Below are 18,235 nucleotides of genomic sequence, written 5' to 3' on the forward strand. Positions count from 1 at the left end.
TTCAAGAGTAAATTTTAGTTATTTAAAGTTAAAATAGGATGGAAATTTGCACTAACAAGTTAAGAAATTGTCCCTAATATTAATATAAAATTTAATTAAGATGTATGTGATAATAATATGCATATACAAAAAAATATAAAATTTTAATGGTGTAGGATTTCATTTAATAGTCCTAGGAAGGGGGTAACCATGCAAAAAGAAGCTTTAGGTATGATAGAAACTAAAGGTTTAGTTGGAGCTATAGAAGCTGCAGATGCAATGGTTAAATCAGCAAATGTTACATTAATTGGTTATGAAAAAATAGGTTCTGGTCTTGTAACTGTTATGGTAAGAGGTGATGTAGGAGCAGTTAAAGCATCAGTTGATGCAGGAGCTGTTGCTGCAGAAAAAGTTGGAGAAGTAGTATCTATACATGTAATACCAAGACCACATACAGATGTTGAAAAAATATTACCACATGAAATTTAATTATTAGGGTTATAAGGAGGAAAGTAATATGAATGAAGATTTAATGGCAAAAATAATGGATCAAGTTATGAAAAAAATGGGAGATACTCCAGTAGCTGAAGAAGTAGTAGAATGCGAAGCTTCAGTAGCTGAAGAAAGTACTGGATTTAATATAAGCGGTTGTGGACTTACTGAGTTTGTTGGAACAGCTATAGGTGATACTATAGGACTTGTAATTGCTAATGTAGACTATAATTTACATGAATTAATGAACATAGATAAAAAGTTTAGATCAATAGGTATAGTTGGTGGTAGAACAGGTGCAGGACCACATATATTTGCTGCAGATGAAGCCGTAAAAGCAACAAATAGTGAAATTGTATTAATTGAACTTCCAAGAGATACAAAAGGTGGAGCAGGACATGGGTCTTTAATTATATTTGGTGCAGAAGATGTTTCAGATGCAAGAAGAGCAGTTGAGGTTACATTAAAAGAATTAAATAGAACTTTTGGAGATGTATATGGAACTGATGCAGGGCATTTAGAATTCCAATATACTGCAAGAGCTAGCTACGCTTTAAACAAGGCTTTTGGGGCACCAATAGGAAAATCTTTTGGTATAACAGTTGGAGCTCCTGCTGCTATAGGAGTATTATTAGCAGATACTGCTGTAAAAGCTGCAAATGTTGATATAGTTGGATATTCTACACCTGGTAACGGAGGAACAAGTTTTTCAAATGAGGTAATCCTTACATTCTCAGGAGATTCTGGAGCTGTAAGACAGGCGATAATAGCTGCAAGAGATGTAGGAAAACAAGTATTAGGAAGCTTAGGAAGTGACGATATAGTTTCAACTACAGTACCATATATATAAATTTAATTAGGTTAGAGGGGAGTGAGTTTTTTGAAATCTAAACGTTTTGAAGTATTAGCAAATAGACCAGTAAATCAAGATGGTTTCGTAAAAGAGTGGCCAGAAGTTGGTTTAATAGCAATGGAAGGACCTAATGATCCAACTCCAAGTATAAAATTAGAAAATGGAGTTGTTGTAGAGTTAGATGGAAAATTAAGAAAAGACTTTGATATGCTTGATTATTTTATAGCTGATCATGCTATAAACTTAGAAAAAACAGAAGAAGTTATGAAGATGGATTCTTTACAATTAGCAAGAATGCTTGTTGATATAAATGTTCCAAGGAGTGAAATAGTAGAATTAACTACTGCTATGACTCCAGCAAAAATAACTGAAGTTGTATCTCAAATGAATGTACTTGAGATGATGATGTCAATGACTAAGATGAGGGCAAGACAAACACCATCTAATCAGTGCCATGTTACAAATGTAAAAGATAATCCAATACAAATAGCAGCAGATGCAGCAGAAGCTGCACTTAGAGGATTTGATGAGCAAGAAACTACAGTTGGTATAGTCAGATATGCTCCATTTAATGCATTAGCTATAATGGTTGGTGCACAAGTTGGTAGACCAGGTATACTTACTCAGTGTGCTGTTGAAGAAGCAACAGAACTTGAATTAGGTATGAAAGGATTTACTGCATATGCTGAAACAGTTTCAGTTTATGGAACAGAGCCGGTATTTATGGATGGAGATGATACGCCTTGGTCTAAGGGATTCTTAGCATCTTCATATGCTTCAAGAGGTTTAAAAATGAGATTTACTTCAGGAACAGGATCAGAAGTTCAAATGGGATATGCTGAAGGTAAGTCAATGCTGTACTTAGAAGCTAGATGCTTATATGTAACTAAAGGTTGTGGAGTTCAAGGAATACAAAATGGTTCAGTAAGTTGTGTTGGAGTTCCTGCAGGTGTTCCAAGTGGTATAAGAGCAATACTTGCAGAAAATCTAATAGCAGCAATGCTTGACCTAGAGTGTGCTTCAAGTAATGACCAAACATTTACTCACTCTGATTTAAGAAGAGTTGCTCGTTCTTTAATGCAAATGGTACCAGGTACTGATTTTATATGCTCTGGATATAGTGCAACACCTAACTATGATAATATGTTTGCAGGTTCTAACTGGGATGCAGAAGATTATGATGACTGGAATATAATTCAAAGAGATTTAAAGATAGATGGAGGCCTTCGTCCAGTTGCTGAAGAGGATGTTATAAGAGTAAGAAATAAAGCAGCAAGAGCAATACAAGGATTATTCAAAGAACTTGGCCTTACAGAAATAACTGATGAAGAAGTAGAAGCTGCAACTTATGCTCATGGTAGTAAAGATATGCCAGATAGAAATGTAGTTGAAGATTTAAAAGCTGCAGAAGAAATGATGGCAAGGGGTGTTACTGGAGTAGATATAATAAAAGCTCTTTATAGAGCTGGATTTGAAGATGTAGCTAATAGTGTATTTAGATTAACTAAGCAAAAAGTAGCTGGAGACTATTTACACACAGCCGCTATACTTGATAAAGATTTTAAAGTTCAAAGTGCTGTAAACTGCCCAAATACTTACAATGGGCCAAAAACTGGATACCAAGTTGAAGGGGAAAGATGGGAAGAAATAAAAAATATAACTAATGCTAAAAGCCCAGAAGATTATTAAGAAAGAGGTGATAAAGATGGCAATAGATGAAAGAATGTTAAAAAGTGTTATAGAAGAAGTTTTAAAAGAAATGGCAGGAGAGGAAGTAACAGAAACAGAAAAACCTGTAAGAACTGCTAAAATAGAAGAAATTCCACAAGAAGTAAGTTCTTTGGTTATAACTGAAGTAGGAGATTTTGTACCAAGTAATAGATCGGATGAAGTTGTTATAGGTTTAGCTCCTGCATTTGGTACACATCAAACTAAGACTATAATAGGTGTAGAGCATGCAAAAGTTTTAAAAGAAATTATAGCAGGTATAGAAGAAGAAGGTTTAAGTTATAGATTTGCTAAAATATATAGAACATCAGATGTTTGTTTTATAGCTCATGATGCAGCAGAGCTTAGTGGCTCAGGAATAGGTATAGGAATACAATCTAAAGGAACTACTGTAATACATCAAAAAGATTTATTCCCTCTTAGTAACTTAGAGTTATTCTCTCAAGCTCCACTTATAGACCTAGATACATACAGAGCAATCGGTAAAAATGCTGCTAAGTATGCTAAAAATGAATCACCAACTCCAGTACCAGTAAAAAATGATCAAATGGCAAGACCGAAGTATCAAGCAATAGCAGCATTACTTCATATAAAAGAAACTGAGTATGCAGATAGAAATAAAAAACCTCAAGAATTAAAAATTGAGTTTAAATAAATAGGGGGTGACAATATGAGTCAAGAAGTATTAATAAAACAAATTGTTGAAGAAATTTTAAAAACTATGGGTCAAGAAGCTCCTAAGGATAAACAAGAATGTTGCAGTCATAAAGTAACTAAAGAAAATTATCCTTTAGGTGAAAAAATACCGGAAAAAATTAAATCTCAATCAGGAAAAGGTCTTGAAGAGTTAACTTTAGATAAAGTTATATCAGGAGAATTAAAGCCTGAAGATATGAGAATATCACCAGAAACTTTAGAAATGCAAGCGCAAGTTGCTGAATCTGTTGGTAGAGATGCTTTTGCAGGAAACTTAAGAAGAGCAGCTGAGCTTATAGCAGTTCCAGATAAAAGAATACTTGAGATATATAATGCACTAAGACCGTATAGATCTACTAAATCAGAATTACTAGATATAGCAGATGAATTAGAAACTAAATATGGTTGCAAGGTAAATGCTGATTTTGTTAGAGAAGCAGCAGAGGTTTATGAAAAAAGAGGAAGACTTAAAGCTTAATATTTTAACTTAAGGAGGTTTGCTATGGAAATAGTAGCTGGTGTAGATATAGGGAATGCTACTACTGAAGTGGCTCTAGCTAAGATAGATGGTAAAAATATTGAGTTTTTATCTAGTGGTATAGTACCAACTACAGGAATTAAGGGAACTAAAAGAAATATTAATGGACTGTTTCAATCATTGAAGCAGTCCTTAGATAAAGTTGGGCTTAGTATTGAAGATTTAAATCGAATAAGGGTTAATGAAGCAGCTCCTGTAATTGGAGATGTAGCTATGGAAACTATAACTGAAACTATTATAACTGAGTCTACTATGATTGGCCATAATCCAAATACACCTGGAGGTGAAGGTGTAGGTGTTGGAATAACTACTTTGATAAGTGATATTTCAAATATAAAAGATGAAGAATCTATAATTGTAGTTGTGCCATCTGATGTGGATTTTGAATATGCTGCCAATTTAATAAATAAAAATAGTAATAGACTTAATATAAAGGGAGCTATAGTTAAAAAGGATGATGGAGTTTTAATTAATAATAGATTAGAACATAAAATTCCTATAGTAGATGAAGTATCTTTGGTAGATAAAGTACCTATTGGAATGAAAGCAGCAATAGAGGTTGCTCAAGTAGGAAGAGTTATAGAGGTTCTTTCTAATCCATATGGAATAGCTACTTTATTTGATTTAACATCAGATGAAACTAAACATATTGTTCCAATAGCTAGAGCATTAATTGGAAATAGATCTGCAGTAGTTATTAAAACTCCCAAAGGTGATGTTAAAGAAAGACGTATACCTGCAGGAGCTATAGAAATAATTGGAGAAACTAAAAAGTCTAGAGTTGATGTTGACCAAGGTGCAGAAAAAATTATGCAAGCTATTAATTCTGTAAATAAAATTTGTGATGTAAAAGGTGAACCAGGAACTAATGCAGGTGGAATGTTAGAAAAAGTTAGACACGTAATGAGTCAACTTACTAATCAGCATCCTGATTTAATAAAAATACAGGACTTATTAGCGGTTGATACTTTTGTACCTCAGAGCGTAAAAGGAGGTCTTGCAAAAGAGTTTTCCTTAGAAAATGCTGTTGGTATAGCTGCAATGGTAAAAGCTGATAAGCTTCAAATGCAAATGATTGCGGATGAAGTAAGCAATAAATTAAATGTTTTAGTAGAAGTTGGAGGAGTAGAAGCAGATATGGCTATTCGAGGTGCTTTAACAACTCCAGGTACAAATAAACCATTGGCTATACTTGATATGGGTGCTGGTTCTACAGATGCATCTATAATTACTAGAAATGGGGAGATAAAGTCTATACATCTAGCTGGAGCTGGAAATATGGTAACCATGTTAATTCAATCAGAGCTAGGGTTAGAAGATTTTGACTTAGCTGAAGATATAAAAAAATATCCACTAGCTAAAGTTGAAAGCTTATTTAACTTAAGACATGAAGATGGAACAGTTAAATTTTTTAAAGAACCATTAAATCCTAAGTTATTTGCAAAAGTAGTTATTTTAAAAGATGACATTATGATTCCTATTGAAGGAAATATGTCTATTGAAAAAATAAAATTAATAAGAAAGCATGCTAAAGAGAAGGTATTTGTAACAAATGCTCTAAGAGCTTTATCAGAAGTTAGTCCAACTAATAATATTAGAGATATAGAATTTGTTGTTTTGGTAGGTGGATCAGCATTAGATTTTGAAGTACCTCAATTAGTTACGGATGCATTATCACAATATAATGTAGTTGCAGGTAGAGCTAATATCAGAGGTACAGAAGGACCTAGAAATGCAGTTGCAACAGGTCTTATACTATCTTCAATAGAAGAGGTGAAGTAGTGTGAGAATGGAGAGTATGTTGAATAATAAACCTGTTATAAAGGTTTTTTTTGATAAAAATACAGTTAATGAGACTGAGATAAAAGAAGTATTGTGGGGAATAGAAGAAGAAGGTATACCATATGAGGTATCATCTGTAAATATTGAAAGTGCAATTAGTAGTGGATATGAAGCAAGTTTAGAATCATCTCTTGGGGTCGGAATTGGAATTGACGAGAAAATAATTGTACTTCATTATAATAAACTAGAAAAAGATTCCCCTCTTTTTACTATAAAAAGAAATAGTAGTTCTACTAAAATAAGATCTTTAGGTGCAAATGCAGCAAGATTAGTTATAAAAATGCCATTTAAAGAAATATAAGCTTTAGCTATTATCAAAGGAGGTATTTAAATGTCTCAACTAGCAATAGGTATGATAGAGACAGTAGGGCTTGCTGCTGGAATAGAAGCTGCTGATGTTTGTGTAAAGTCAGCAAATGTTTCATTAATTGGTTATGAATTGACTAAAGGAAATGGAATGACTGTAGTAAAAATTGAAGGCAATGTAGGTGCTGTAAAAGCAGCTATAGAAGCAGCTACTGTGGCAGCAAATAAAGTTAGTAAGGTATTTAGCACAAAGGTTATACCTCGACCAAGTGAAGGTATAGACTTTTTAATGAGAAACTCAGATACTATTGGATATTTAAAAGAGAATACACTAAGTGATAAGAGTAAAGAGGAGTGCAACAATATAATTGAAAATAATGATTTAAATGAAGAAATTTCAGAAAAAATTAATGAAATACAAGAAGAAACAGATATATCTGAATATGAAGATACTTCACAAGAAGATATAAAAGATATTATTGATACTAATGAAGAAATTAATAATTTAGAAATGCAAACAGATGATAGTGAAAATATTGAAGAAGAACTTTCTTCAAATAATGGTGAAGAATATACATGTAACTTATGCAAAGATCCAAAATGTCCACGACAAAAAGGAGACTTGAAAACAAATTGTATTCACTATGAAGATCATAATAAATAAAATTAGGAGGTTTTTACAATGGGAGAAGCGTTGGGATTAATAGAAACAAAAGGATTAGTAGGAGCAATAGAAGCAGCTGATGCAATGACAAAATCTGCTAATGTTATGTTAATAGGATATGAAAAAATAGGTTCAGGACTTGTAACAGTAATGGTAAGAGGTGATGTAGGAGCGGTTAAGGCATCGGTTGATGCAGGTGCAGTTGCTGCAGAAAAAGTTGGGGAATTAGTATCTAAACATGTAATACCAAGACCACATACAGATGTTGAAAAAATATTACCAAAAACTGAAGCATAAAATAATTTAAGTTAGTAAGGTGATTAAAATGGATATATCTCAAGATATTTTAGTAAAGTTAATAACAGAAAAGGTTATTGAAAAGTTAAATGAGAGTAAAGAAGTTTTAATCCCTATAGGTATATCTAATAGACATATACATTTATGTAGAGAAGATTTAAACCATCTTTTTGGAAAAGGATATGAGTTAACTAAAATAAAAGACTTAAAGCAACCTGGTCAATTTGCATCTAATGAAGTTGTAACAATTAAAGGTCCTAAAGGTGAGATTAAAAATGTTAGAATTTTAGGGCCTTTAAGAGATGAAACTCAGGTTGAAATTTCCATATCAGATGGTTTTAAATTAGGAGTAAAACCTCCTATTAAGGAATCTGGTAAATTAGATAATACTCCAGGGATAACTATAATAGGACCAAAAGGAAGTATAGAATTGAAAAAAGGAACAATAGCAGCATTAAGGCATATACATATGACTCCTAAAATTGCTAATCAATTAAATATAAAAGATAAAGATGAAGTAAGAGTAGAGATTAAAGGGATTAGGAGTGCTGTACTTGGAAATGTACTTGTAAGAGTTTCTGATAAATATGACCTTGAAATGCATTTAGATGTGGATGAAGCCAATGCTTGCTATGTTAAAAATGGGGATTTAGTAAAAATAGTAGAATAATAAGCAGAAAATAGGTGATATATTGGATTTAACAAATTGTAATAAGTTAATTGAAGAATTTTCAAATCTTATAGTAAATAAAAAATGTAACTCTTATGAAGGGGAATTAAAAGTAGGTGTTGACTTAGGTACAGCAAATATTGTTTTATCAGTTGTTGATTCTAATAATAGACCGATAGCTGGTGCAATGTATCCATCTAGCGTTGTAAAAGATGGAATAGTTGTAGATTATATAGGAGCAACAAGGGTAGTTAGAAATTTAAAAAATCAAGTTGAAGAGATTTTAGGAGTTCAACTTACAAAAGCTGCTACAGCAATACCCCCAGGAATAACTGAAGGAAATACAAAGGTAATTGCTAATGTAGTTGAATCAGCAGATTTAGAGGTTATAAACGTTATAGATGAGCCAACTGCGGCATCTACTGTACTTGGAATAAGGGATGGGGCTGTAGTTGATGTAGGTGGAGGAACAACAGGAATTAGTATTATAAAAGATGGTAAGGTTGTATTTACTGCAGATGAAGCAACTGGTGGGACTCATATGACTTTAGTATTAGCGGGATTTATGAAAAAATCATTTGAAGAAGCAGAAGAAATAAAAAAAGATAAATCAAATGAAAGAGATGTATTTACAATAGTTAAGCCTGTAATCGAAAAAATGGCATCTATAGTAAATAAATTTATACAAGGATATGATGTTGATACTATATATGTTGTAGGTGGAGCTTGTTGTTTTGATGATTTTGAAAAAATATTTAAAAAGGAAACTAAGGTTGATACTATAAAACCTATAGAGCCTCTTTTAGTAACACCTTTAGGAATAGCTATGAATTGTAATTTATAGAAGGTGATAATAAATTGAATCAAAAAAATCAGATGGAAAGCATAATAATTGAGTCAATAATTGATATAATTGTAGATAAAGTAATAGAAAAAATTATTGACAAGAGTAAAAGAGGAATACTTTTATTTACAGGTGCAACTATAGGTTACAATGAAGCGATAGAGTCTATAAGTAAGTTAAAAATGGAAGGTTGGGAATTTGATGTAGTTATGTCAAAGTCAGCAACAGAAGTGCTTAGTGAAGAGGATATAAAAAAATCCATAGATGTAGAAAAGATAATAAATGATAATAAGTATGATATTAAAGAATTGTTGCAGAGAAATAGTATAGTAATAGTACCTACATTAACTATAAATTCAGCTGCAAAAATAGCTAATTGTATTAGTGATACACTTGTTACTAATATAATATCAAAGGCTCTAATGTTAGGAAAACCTGTAGTGGCATCTATAAATGGATGTTGTCCGGAAAATGAAGAAAGAAAAATTATATACGGAGATAATTTAAGTGATCTTTATAAGAAAAAATTAAGTGAAAATTTAGAGGCATTAAGAAATTACAATATAAGATTATCTTCTTCAGAGAATTTATACAATAATGTAAATAAGATGCTTTTAAAAAGCTTTAATTTATATAAAACAAATAAAAATAATGCATTAAATAAAACTAATATATCAAATGCAACTAGCAAATATATACCTAAATCTAAAGAAAAATTATGTTTTGCAAAGTTAGATAAAAAAGTATTAAGTAGAAAAGATATTTGGGATAATAAAAAATTTAATACAATTTTTATAAACCAAAATACATTGATAACAGATTTAGCAAGGGATGAAGCAGAAAAACTGAATATAAAATTACTTAGAGAATAAGGAGCAATATAATATGTATTTAGGTAAAGTAGTTGGAACTGTTGTATCAACAACTAAAAATGAAGCACTAATAGGATTTAAACTTTTAGTAATAAAAAAGTTAGATGAACACTTAGATGTAACTAATACTAGTGAAGTTGTAGTAGATTCAGTTGGAGCAGGTGTTGGTGAAATAGTTTTAGTTTCTAAAGGAAGTTCAGCTAGATATATACTTGAAAGAGAAAAGGCACCAATAGATTCAGCTGTAGTAGCTATTGTAGATACAGTAGAAGTAAATGGTTAAGGAGTGAAAGTCATTGGCTAACTTATATACCAAAACAGGCGATAAAGGAGAAACTAGTTTATACGGTGGTAAAAGGGTAAAAAAAAGTAGTGCAAAAGTTGATTGTTATGGAACTATAGATGAAGCTAATTCTATGTTAGGTTTGGCTTATTCTCAACTGAAGGATGAAAATATAAAGTTATATGTTAACTCTATACAAAAAAGATTATTTAGTGTTGGAGCAGAATTAGCAAGTGATGAAAATGGGTTAGATATGCTACAAGGAAAAATAAGTGAAAAAGATGTATCTTTTTTAGAGGATATTGTTGATGAATGTACTAAAGTTGTAGGAAAACAAACGTCATTTGTTGTCCCAGGAAAAAATCCTGCATCAGCTTCCCTTCATGTAGCTAGGACTATTATTAGAAGAGCAGAAAGAAAAATAATATCTTTAAAGGATGAAGAGCCAGTAAGGGATGCTTTACTTAAGTATGTAAATAGATTATCTGATGCTATTTATGCCCTTGCTAGAGTTGAGGAATATAATTCTGAAGTTGAAGTTATTAAAAATAAGGTTGTAAAAAAGTTAAAAGCTAAATTTTCTAAAGACTTTAATCTTGCTAATATAAAGAAAATGGCAGAATTTGCTGAAAAGAAGGCTATAGAAATAAATGTACCTATGGTTTTTTCAGCAGTAGATGAAGGTGGGAATATAATACTTGTTCATAGAATGGAAAATTCATTATTAGCAAGTTTAGATATATCACAAAATAAAGCGTATACAGCTCTTTCTTTAAAGATGCCAACATCAGATTTAACTGATTTAGCCAAAGAAAGTGGAAGCCTTTATGGAATTCAAAGTAGTAATGACAATAGAATTGTAATCTTTGGAGGTGGTTTTCCTATAGAGGTTAATGGCAAGATAGTGGGTGCTATCGGGGTAAGTGGAGGTACTGTAGAAGAAGACATGGAAATAGCTCAATATGCAATAAACTCATTAATGAATTCATTATAGAGACAGGGGGTAATTAAATGGATATAAGTAGTTTAGACATAGAAACAGTTGTAAAAAAAGTAATAGAAGGTATGGATATAAAGAAAACAGAAGAATGCTCTGAGTGTATAGATGGTATATTTGAAAATATGGACGATGCAGTAGATGCTGCATATATAGCACAAAGAGAATATATGAAGTGTAGTATGGCTGATAGAGATAAGTTTGTAAAAGCCATAAAGGAAGAATTTTCAAAAGATGAAGTTATTGACCTTATATCTAGAATGTCTGTTGAAGAAACAGGGATGGGTGAATATGAATATAAGGTTATAAAAAATAGATTAGTTATAGAAAAAACACCAGGAATAGAAGACTTAAAAAGTGAAGCTATATCAGGAGATGATGGGCTTACTTTAGTAGAACTATCACCTTTTGGTGTAATAGGGGCAATTGCTCCAACTACAAATCCAACAGAAACACTTCTTTGCAATAGTATAGGAATGCTTGCTGCAGGAAACTCAGTAGTATTTAGTCCTCATCCAAGAGCAAAAAATGTATCTAAACTTACTATTCAAATGATAAATAAAGCGCTTAGAAAAGCTGGTGCACCAGAAAATTTAGTAGTATCAGTTAAGGAGCCTTCTATAGAAAATACTAATAAAATGATAAGTAACAATAAAGTTAAATTACTAGTAGCTACGGGTGGACCTGGAATTGTAAAATTAGTTTTATCTTCTGGGAAAAAAGCTATAGGAGCAGGGGCCGGAAACCCACCTGCAGTTGTAGATGAAACTGCCGATATAGAGAAAGCTGCCAAAGATATAATAGATGGTTGTAGTTTTGATAATAACTTACCATGTATAGCTGAAAAAGAAGTTATAGCAGTAGACTCTATTGCGGATTATTTAATATTTAATATGAATAAAAATGGTGCTTATCAAATAAAAGATAAAGAAGTTATAGATAAGCTTGTAAAACTAGTTTTAAATGATAAGTTAAAGATAAAAACAGAATTTGTTGGTAAAAGTGCAAAATATATACTTAATAAGTTAGGAATAAAAGTTGATTATAATGTTAAAGCCATAATAATGGAAACTGATAGAAATCATCCATTTGTTCAAGAAGAGTTAATGATGCCAATATTACCAATTGTAAGGGTTAATGATGTAGATGAAGCTATAGATCTTGCAGTAGAAGTAGAGCATGGAAATAGACACACAGCTATAATGCATTCTAAAAATGTTGATAAATTAACTAAAATGGCAAAACTTATTCAAACAACTATATTTGTTAAAAATGGGCCATCATATGCAGGTATAGGTGTAGGTGGAGAAGGACATACAACATTTACAATAGCTGGACCAACAGGAGAAGGATTAACATCAGCTAAAACATTTACAAGAAAAAGAAGATGCGTACTTGTAGAAGGATTTAATGTTAGATAAAGAGGTGGGTTAATTGGATAAAGATTTGTGCAGTCTAGTAAAAGATGCAGGGATAGTTGGTGCAGGTGGAGCTGGATTTCCAACTCACGTAAAATTAAATGCTAAAGCAGAGTATGTAATTGTAAATGGAGCAGAATGTGAACCTCTTTTAAGAGTTGATCAACAGCTAATGGATGTAGAGTGTAGAAAAATTTTAGAAGGACTAAAACTTGTAAAAGAGCAAGTGGGAGCAAAGTATGGAGTTATAGCTTTGAAAGAAAAATATAAAAAAGCGATTAATTCATTAGAAGGTATAATAGGAGAATATGAAGGAATAAAAATTCATAAATTACAAAATTTTTATCCTGCTGGTGATGAACAAATTATAGTGTATGAAGTAACAAAAAGAATTATTCCCGAAGGTGGAATACCTCTAAATGTTGGAGCTATAGTTTCTAATGTAGAAACTATAGCAAATATATATGACGCATACTATAATAACTTGCCTGTAACTGAAAAATATGTAACTGTAACAGGTGAGGTGAGATATCCTAAAACACTTAGATTACCAATTGGTTTAAGTATAGGTGAAGCAATTGAGTTAGCAGGAGGAACCGATTTAACCGATTTTGTAGTAATTAATGGTGGTCCTATGATGGGAAAAATAACAGATGTAAAAAGTCCTATAACAAAAACAACTAAAGGTCTTATAGTGCTCCCAAAAGACCATTCATTGATTAAATCACTTACTAAAGATGTAAATACAATGTTAAAAGAAGCTAAGTCTGCATGTATGCACTGTAGTCATTGTAGTGAAGTATGTCCAAGAAATTTACTTGGACATAGAATATATCCGGACAAAATGATGAGGCTATCTAGTTATAATAGTGTATGTGATGATAAAATTACTCCTATAAATGCATTCTTATGTTGTGAATGTAGGTTATGCGAGTATGCATGTGTTATGGATTTACAACCTTGGAAATTACATAATTCCATAAAAAAAATGCTATCTTTTAATGGTATAAAAAATACTTGTAAAAACCAACCAGAAAAAGTTCATCCATTTAGGTCATATAAAAAATATCCGGTGAATAAATTAATTTATAAGTTAGGATTAAATTCATATAATGTTGAAGCACCTTTAACAAAAGAAGAAATAAATGTAACATCAGTATCAATTCCTTTAAGTCAACATATTGGAGCACCAGCTGTTCCGAAAGTACAAATTGGCGACAAGGTTCATAAAGGGGATTTAATAGCATATGTCGAAGAAGATAAATTAGGAAGTAATATTCACTCAAGCGTTGATGGAGTTATAAGCGATATTAGAAATAATATAATTATAATTAGTGGAGGGATGTAATATGAGTATTTTATCAATACTTGCGGCATTTGGTGGAGGCGCTTTTGGAGCAGCTGTAGGTGGATTACCTGCATTTATTATGACTGGTGTTGTGGCAATTGTAGGAACTGCTATAGCTTTAGGAACTGGTGTGGATGTAATAACAGGTAATGTAGCTTTTGGTCCATTCTTTGGCCCACATGTAGCTTTTGCTGGAGGTGTTGCAGCAGCAGCTTATGCAGCTAGAAAAAATAATACTTTAGCTGGAGGAAATTTAGGTGGAGGAGATGTAGCAGTTGCTTCACCTCAAGGAATAACTAATGGATCTGATATACTTTATTCTTTAAATGGAACAGGAGACTGGTCAGTTTTAGCAGTAGGTGGACTATTTGGGATATTAGGATTATTAATAAATTTTTTATATTCAAGTGTACTTTCACTTCCTACTGATACAGTAGCAATGACTGTTGCAACTTGTGGTTTGATATCTAGATTTGCAATAGGTAAATCAGGCTTAACTGGTAAATATGAAGGTAGTGAACCTAGACAACACTTTGCTAAAGGAAAAGAATTAGTCTATAACATAATGATAGGATTAGTAGTTGGTTTAGCTGTATGCTATACAGGAGCAATACTTCATGAAGAGGTTGGAATATCTATGGAAGTATTACAAGGATCATATCCAGCGTTTGTATTTGCAATAAGTGCAATAACATTAATTTTTGCTCAGACTGGATTTACTTCACCTACAACACATCATATAAGTATAACAGCAGGTTACGCTTATGTATGGTCTGGAAGTCTAGTGATAGGAATAATAACTGCTATAGTTGCATCTTTACTAGGAGATTTCTTTGTTAAAAATGTAAATAGTAATGTTGATAGTCACGTTGACCCACCTGCATGTACTATATGTATATTATCTTTTATAATATTTATGGCATTTAAATAATTAGAAACAAAGAAGAGGGGGATACCATTGAAGAAAGCAATAGGTCTTGTTGAAATAAAAAGTATTCCTATTGGTATTGAAACAGCAGATGAAATGCTAAAAGCTGCTAATGTGGAATTAATTATGGCTAATCCTATATGTCCAGGAAAATATATGATATTGATTACTGGAGATGTAGGAGCAGTAAAAAGTTCTGTAGAAACAGGAAAAAAGGTTGCTGGTATATTTTTAGTTGAATATCATGTAATAAACAATATACATGAAGATGTATTAGTAGCATTAACTGGGTTTACAGATATAGAAAGTATAAAATCTATTGGTGCAATAGAAACAATATCGGCATTAACTGCTATAAAAGCTGGTGATATTGCTGTAAAAGCATCAAATGTAAAATTGATAGAAGTAAGAATTGCTAAAGGTCTTGGAGGAAAAGGTTTCTTGATATTAACAGGTGAGGTATCAGCTGTTAAATCAGCAGTTAAGTCTTGTTTAAATGAATTAGGAGAATCAGGATCTATAATAAGTACTTCTGTAGTATCTTCACCTCATAGAAGCTTGATAGAGAAGCTTAGATAGAGATGAATGCTTTTATTAATTAGTAAAATTAGGGCTTATAAATAGATTTAATTAAATCTATTTATAAGCCTTTCTTAATTAATATTTAAAAATTTTAATAAAGAAAAGTGTATAAACTTACATAAGGAGAAGTAGTATGGGGGTATATAAAGCAAACTCATTAAAGGATCTTCTAAGTAAAAATGTATTAAGTAAAACTATAGATAATATTGATAATATGGAGATATATGCTATAAACACGAGTGGATTATCTGGATCTAAGATGTATAAATTAATAATAACATCTAAAGAAAAAGAAAAAGTATTATATCTAAAAGTAAATAATTTAAAAGAGGATTGGCTAGCAAAAGTAAGTAATGATAAGGGTAGAGAGCTTACAATATTTGAGGAGAGTATTTTTATTAAAATTGAAGAATTTATAAAAGATGTATATATTGCGTATTATAAAAATGATAGTTATTATGCAATATTAATGAATGATATGTCTGAATATATTGGAGCCGATAAAAATAGCGAAGATTATTATACATACTTAGATAATTTAGCTAAATTTCATTCAAAATTTAACGAATATGATATTATAAAATATAAGTCATTACTTAGCGTGGAAGAGTACTATGATTTTTTAACTGAAGAAAAGATCAGCGAAGAATTTAGAGAAAAAAATTCATATGGGTGGAGAAAAATAAGAGAACTTTTAGGTGAGAATCTATATATAGAGTACTGTGAATTAAACCATATAGATAATAAATTTTCATACTATCCTAAAACATTTTTACATGGAGACTATAGACCAGATAATGCTCTATATATGAGTAATAATGAAATCAGGTTTATAGATTGGGCTAATAGTGGATGTGGTCCTTGTACATTAGATTTATTTTGGTATTTGATAAGCTCAGTTGATTATAAATCAGATAAAATTGATCTTATATATTACTATAAAGAAAGGATAGAAAGTTATCAAGGATATAAATTCACACAAAAGACTTGGGATACACTACTAAAAGTAGGAATTATATGTACTTGTAGAATGTTTTTAGCTACTTTAATAAGCATGAATGATATAAATGATAAATTTGTATTATATAATATTGATTGGTGGATGGAAAACCTAAAAATAATACTTAAAAGTATATATACTGAGTTAAAATAAAAAATGTGGATACAAAAGTCATCCACATTTTTTATTAGTTTTGAGCGATAGCTACTTTGCTAGTTTCTTTCCATTGTTCTACATATGAATCTAAAATTTCTTTTATAGATTGTCCTATTTTATAATAAGCTGAACTTTCTAAGTTTGCTAAAGATACTCTTATTGACCAACTAGGTCCATTAAATCCATCACCACTTAATAAGATAATTGAATATTTATCAGCTAGTTTATATAAAACATCAAGTAAATCATAATTAGATTTTAAGAAATCAACTAATTCATCTCCATGATAAATTCTTGCCCAATTTTCTATATCAAACTGATAGTAGTAAGCTGCATCATTTTTATTTTCATTTAATTCTAATCCTAAACCTTTAAATAATAGTTTTTTACGACTATTACATATATCAATATTAAGTGATTTATAATCGTTATCAGTATCTATTAATGCAAATGCAGAGAAAAATGCCATTTGTACTTGTTGAGGTGTAGAAAGTCCTGCTGTATGATTCAAAGCAACTAGTCTACTATCAGCAACAATTCTATCCATAAAAGATATAGAATCTGGGTTTACATTCATATCTTTATATCTATTATTTACAGATCTTTTTAACTCTTCATTTAGTTCACTTATTTTTTTATCAAAAACATTGTTTTCATGTAAAGCCATTGTACCTAATCTCCAACCAGTAACACCGAAGTATTTAGAATAAGAATAAACTCCGAGTGTATTGTATGGAAGCATAGCCATTAAAGATGTGAATTCAGGCACAAAAGTACCATATACATCATCTGAGATTATCATTAAATCTTTATTATAATTTTTAACAACATTTATTATATTATTAAAAGTATTTTCATTCATAGCTATTGATGCTGGATTATTTGGATTTACAAGGAATAAAGCTTTTATAGAATTATCATTTAGCTTTTCTAATTCTTTTTTAGAATACTGCCAAGTATGTATCCCATTTTCATCGACTTCATCAGCATTTATATAAACTACATTAAACTTATATCTAGGTAGATGAGGTATTTCAAGATAAGGTGTAAATATAGGTGTCATAATAGCGATTGAATCACCTTTTCTTAAAAGTTCATTAGCCATTAATGAATCAAATATATAGCACATGGCAGCTGTTGCACCTTCTACAGCAAATATATTTAGCTTACCACCATTTTCAGTATCATACCTCATTTCTTGTACAAGATAATCATGAACTATTTTTTCTATATGAGGTAGCATTCTATCAGGAAATGGATAATTATCTCCTATTATTGCATCTGCTAGTTCATATACAAATTCATCACCATTAAAATTAAGCTTATTTATACCATAATCTATTATTTTTTTTAATAAAGATACTCCAGGCATGTTTTTATTTTGGGTCATATAATCATAAAAACGTTTAGAAATGCCTTCTTTTTTAGGCATTCCAGCTAAATCACCTAAGTCCCAAGTTAAGCGTGTTTCGTTAACTGCAAATTGTCCAAATGTAAAAAATGCTTCACGAGGAGTAGCGGCAGTCCAGTTAGGATTACCACGACCAGCATCTAGTACATTTACATTATTTTTAATAGCATTATTTTTAGCTAAATCCATTAATTTATCTTTAAACTCAAAAGGGCTTATTTTATCATAGATCATTTTTAATTCTTTATAAGAATACTTCAAAATTAATTCCTCCTAAAAGTACATATTAACTGTTTGCGTTACTATATAATTATATATATTTTTAGGAAAA

Annotated in this window: 20 protein-coding genes; 19 read left to right on the top strand and 1 reads right to left on the bottom strand. The window is 30.9% G+C overall.

Annotated elements, in window-relative coordinates; translation table 11 throughout:
- The first annotated feature begins 189 nt into the window (after positions 1-189).
- The 19 genes from pduA (I2A66_RS03555) to I2A66_RS03645 all read left to right on the top strand — a co-directional run bounded on the left by pduA (I2A66_RS03555) (position 190) and on the right by I2A66_RS03645 (position 16,490).
- Positions 190-468 carry a propanediol utilization microcompartment protein PduA gene (gene pduA / locus I2A66_RS03555; RefSeq protein WP_122639978.1) on the top strand — a complete coding sequence of 93 codons (279 nt, stop codon included), beginning with the start codon at positions 190-192 and terminating at the stop codon, positions 466-468.
- 28 nt (positions 469-496) lie between these two features.
- A complete protein-coding gene (gene pduB / locus I2A66_RS03560; RefSeq protein WP_122639977.1) occupies positions 497-1,321 on the top strand; it encodes a propanediol utilization microcompartment protein PduB in 825 nt (274 codons plus the stop codon).
- A 30-nt stretch (positions 1,322-1,351) separates the two neighbouring features.
- The gene (locus I2A66_RS03565; protein ID WP_122639976.1) at positions 1,352-3,013 is read left to right on the top strand and encodes a propanediol/glycerol family dehydratase large subunit; all 1,662 of its coding nucleotides are present in this window, start codon (positions 1,352-1,354) and stop codon (positions 3,011-3,013) included.
- A 16-nt stretch (positions 3,014-3,029) separates the two neighbouring features.
- The gene (locus I2A66_RS03570) at positions 3,030-3,707 is read left to right on the top strand and encodes a propanediol/glycerol family dehydratase medium subunit (protein WP_122639975.1); all 678 of its coding nucleotides are present in this window, start codon (positions 3,030-3,032) and stop codon (positions 3,705-3,707) included.
- 15 nt (positions 3,708-3,722) lie between these two features.
- A complete protein-coding gene (locus tag I2A66_RS03575; protein WP_122639974.1) occupies positions 3,723-4,226 on the top strand; it encodes a diol dehydratase small subunit in 504 nt (167 codons plus the stop codon).
- Between the two features lie 24 nt (positions 4,227-4,250).
- Complete coding sequence (locus I2A66_RS03580; RefSeq protein WP_147516701.1) at positions 4,251-6,068, top strand: diol dehydratase reactivase subunit alpha; 1,818 nt, start codon at positions 4,251-4,253, stop codon at positions 6,066-6,068.
- A 7-nt stretch (positions 6,069-6,075) separates the two neighbouring features.
- Entirely contained in the window at positions 6,076-6,429 is a 354-nt protein-coding gene (locus I2A66_RS03585) for a glycerol dehydratase reactivase beta/small subunit family protein (RefSeq protein WP_124097565.1), read from the top strand.
- Between the two features lie 30 nt (positions 6,430-6,459).
- A complete protein-coding gene (locus I2A66_RS17370; RefSeq protein WP_147516700.1) occupies positions 6,460-7,098 on the top strand; it encodes a BMC domain-containing protein in 639 nt (212 codons plus the stop codon).
- Positions 7,099-7,116: 18 nt separating this feature from the next.
- Positions 7,117-7,395, top strand: a complete 279-nt coding sequence (gene pduA / locus I2A66_RS03595; RefSeq protein WP_122639970.1) for a propanediol utilization microcompartment protein PduA — start codon at positions 7,117-7,119, stop codon at positions 7,393-7,395.
- Between the two features lie 28 nt (positions 7,396-7,423).
- The gene (gene pduL / locus I2A66_RS03600; protein WP_195250974.1) at positions 7,424-8,065 is read left to right on the top strand and encodes a phosphate propanoyltransferase; all 642 of its coding nucleotides are present in this window, start codon (positions 7,424-7,426) and stop codon (positions 8,063-8,065) included.
- A gap of 22 nt (positions 8,066-8,087) precedes the next feature.
- Positions 8,088-8,909, top strand: a complete 822-nt coding sequence (gene eutJ / locus I2A66_RS03605; RefSeq protein WP_122639969.1) for an ethanolamine utilization protein EutJ — start codon at positions 8,088-8,090, stop codon at positions 8,907-8,909.
- A 14-nt stretch (positions 8,910-8,923) separates the two neighbouring features.
- The gene (locus I2A66_RS03610; RefSeq protein WP_122639968.1) at positions 8,924-9,781 is read left to right on the top strand and encodes a flavoprotein; all 858 of its coding nucleotides are present in this window, start codon (positions 8,924-8,926) and stop codon (positions 9,779-9,781) included.
- Between the two features lie 13 nt (positions 9,782-9,794).
- On the top strand, positions 9,795-10,064 hold the full coding sequence (locus tag I2A66_RS03615) for a EutN/CcmL family microcompartment protein (RefSeq protein ID WP_122639967.1): 270 nt from the start codon (positions 9,795-9,797) through the stop codon (positions 10,062-10,064).
- A gap of 13 nt (positions 10,065-10,077) precedes the next feature.
- Positions 10,078-11,058: a cob(I)yrinic acid a,c-diamide adenosyltransferase gene (locus tag I2A66_RS03620; protein WP_147516699.1), complete on the top strand. Its 981-nt coding sequence runs from the start codon at positions 10,078-10,080 to the stop codon at positions 11,056-11,058.
- A 17-nt stretch (positions 11,059-11,075) separates the two neighbouring features.
- Positions 11,076-12,482: an aldehyde dehydrogenase family protein gene (locus I2A66_RS03625; RefSeq protein ID WP_122639965.1), complete on the top strand. Its 1,407-nt coding sequence runs from the start codon at positions 11,076-11,078 to the stop codon at positions 12,480-12,482.
- Positions 12,483-12,495: 13 nt separating this feature from the next.
- A complete protein-coding gene (locus tag I2A66_RS03630) occupies positions 12,496-13,827 on the top strand; it encodes an SLBB domain-containing protein (protein WP_195250976.1) in 1,332 nt (443 codons plus the stop codon).
- A gap of 1 nt (position 13,828) precedes the next feature.
- Positions 13,829-14,758 carry a hypothetical protein gene (locus I2A66_RS03635; protein WP_147516697.1) on the top strand — a complete coding sequence of 310 codons (930 nt, stop codon included), beginning with the start codon at positions 13,829-13,831 and terminating at the stop codon, positions 14,756-14,758.
- Between the two features lie 27 nt (positions 14,759-14,785).
- Positions 14,786-15,334 carry a BMC domain-containing protein gene (locus I2A66_RS03640; protein ID WP_122639962.1) on the top strand — a complete coding sequence of 183 codons (549 nt, stop codon included), beginning with the start codon at positions 14,786-14,788 and terminating at the stop codon, positions 15,332-15,334.
- 136 nt (positions 15,335-15,470) lie between these two features.
- Positions 15,471-16,490: a phosphotransferase gene (locus I2A66_RS03645; protein ID WP_122639961.1), complete on the top strand. Its 1,020-nt coding sequence runs from the start codon at positions 15,471-15,473 to the stop codon at positions 16,488-16,490.
- A gap of 34 nt (positions 16,491-16,524) precedes the next feature.
- Here I2A66_RS03645 and aspD read toward each other — a convergent pair whose 3' ends face one another.
- On the bottom strand, positions 16,525-18,165 hold the full coding sequence (gene aspD / locus I2A66_RS03650) for an aspartate 4-decarboxylase (protein WP_330566207.1): 1,641 nt from the start codon (positions 18,163-18,165) through the stop codon (positions 16,525-16,527).
- Positions 18,166-18,235: the final 70 nt, after the last annotated feature.

It is taken from the genome of Romboutsia sp. 1001713B170207_170306_H8 (assembly GCF_015550495.1).
Taxonomy (GTDB): domain Bacteria; phylum Bacillota; class Clostridia; order Peptostreptococcales; family Peptostreptococcaceae; genus Romboutsia_E.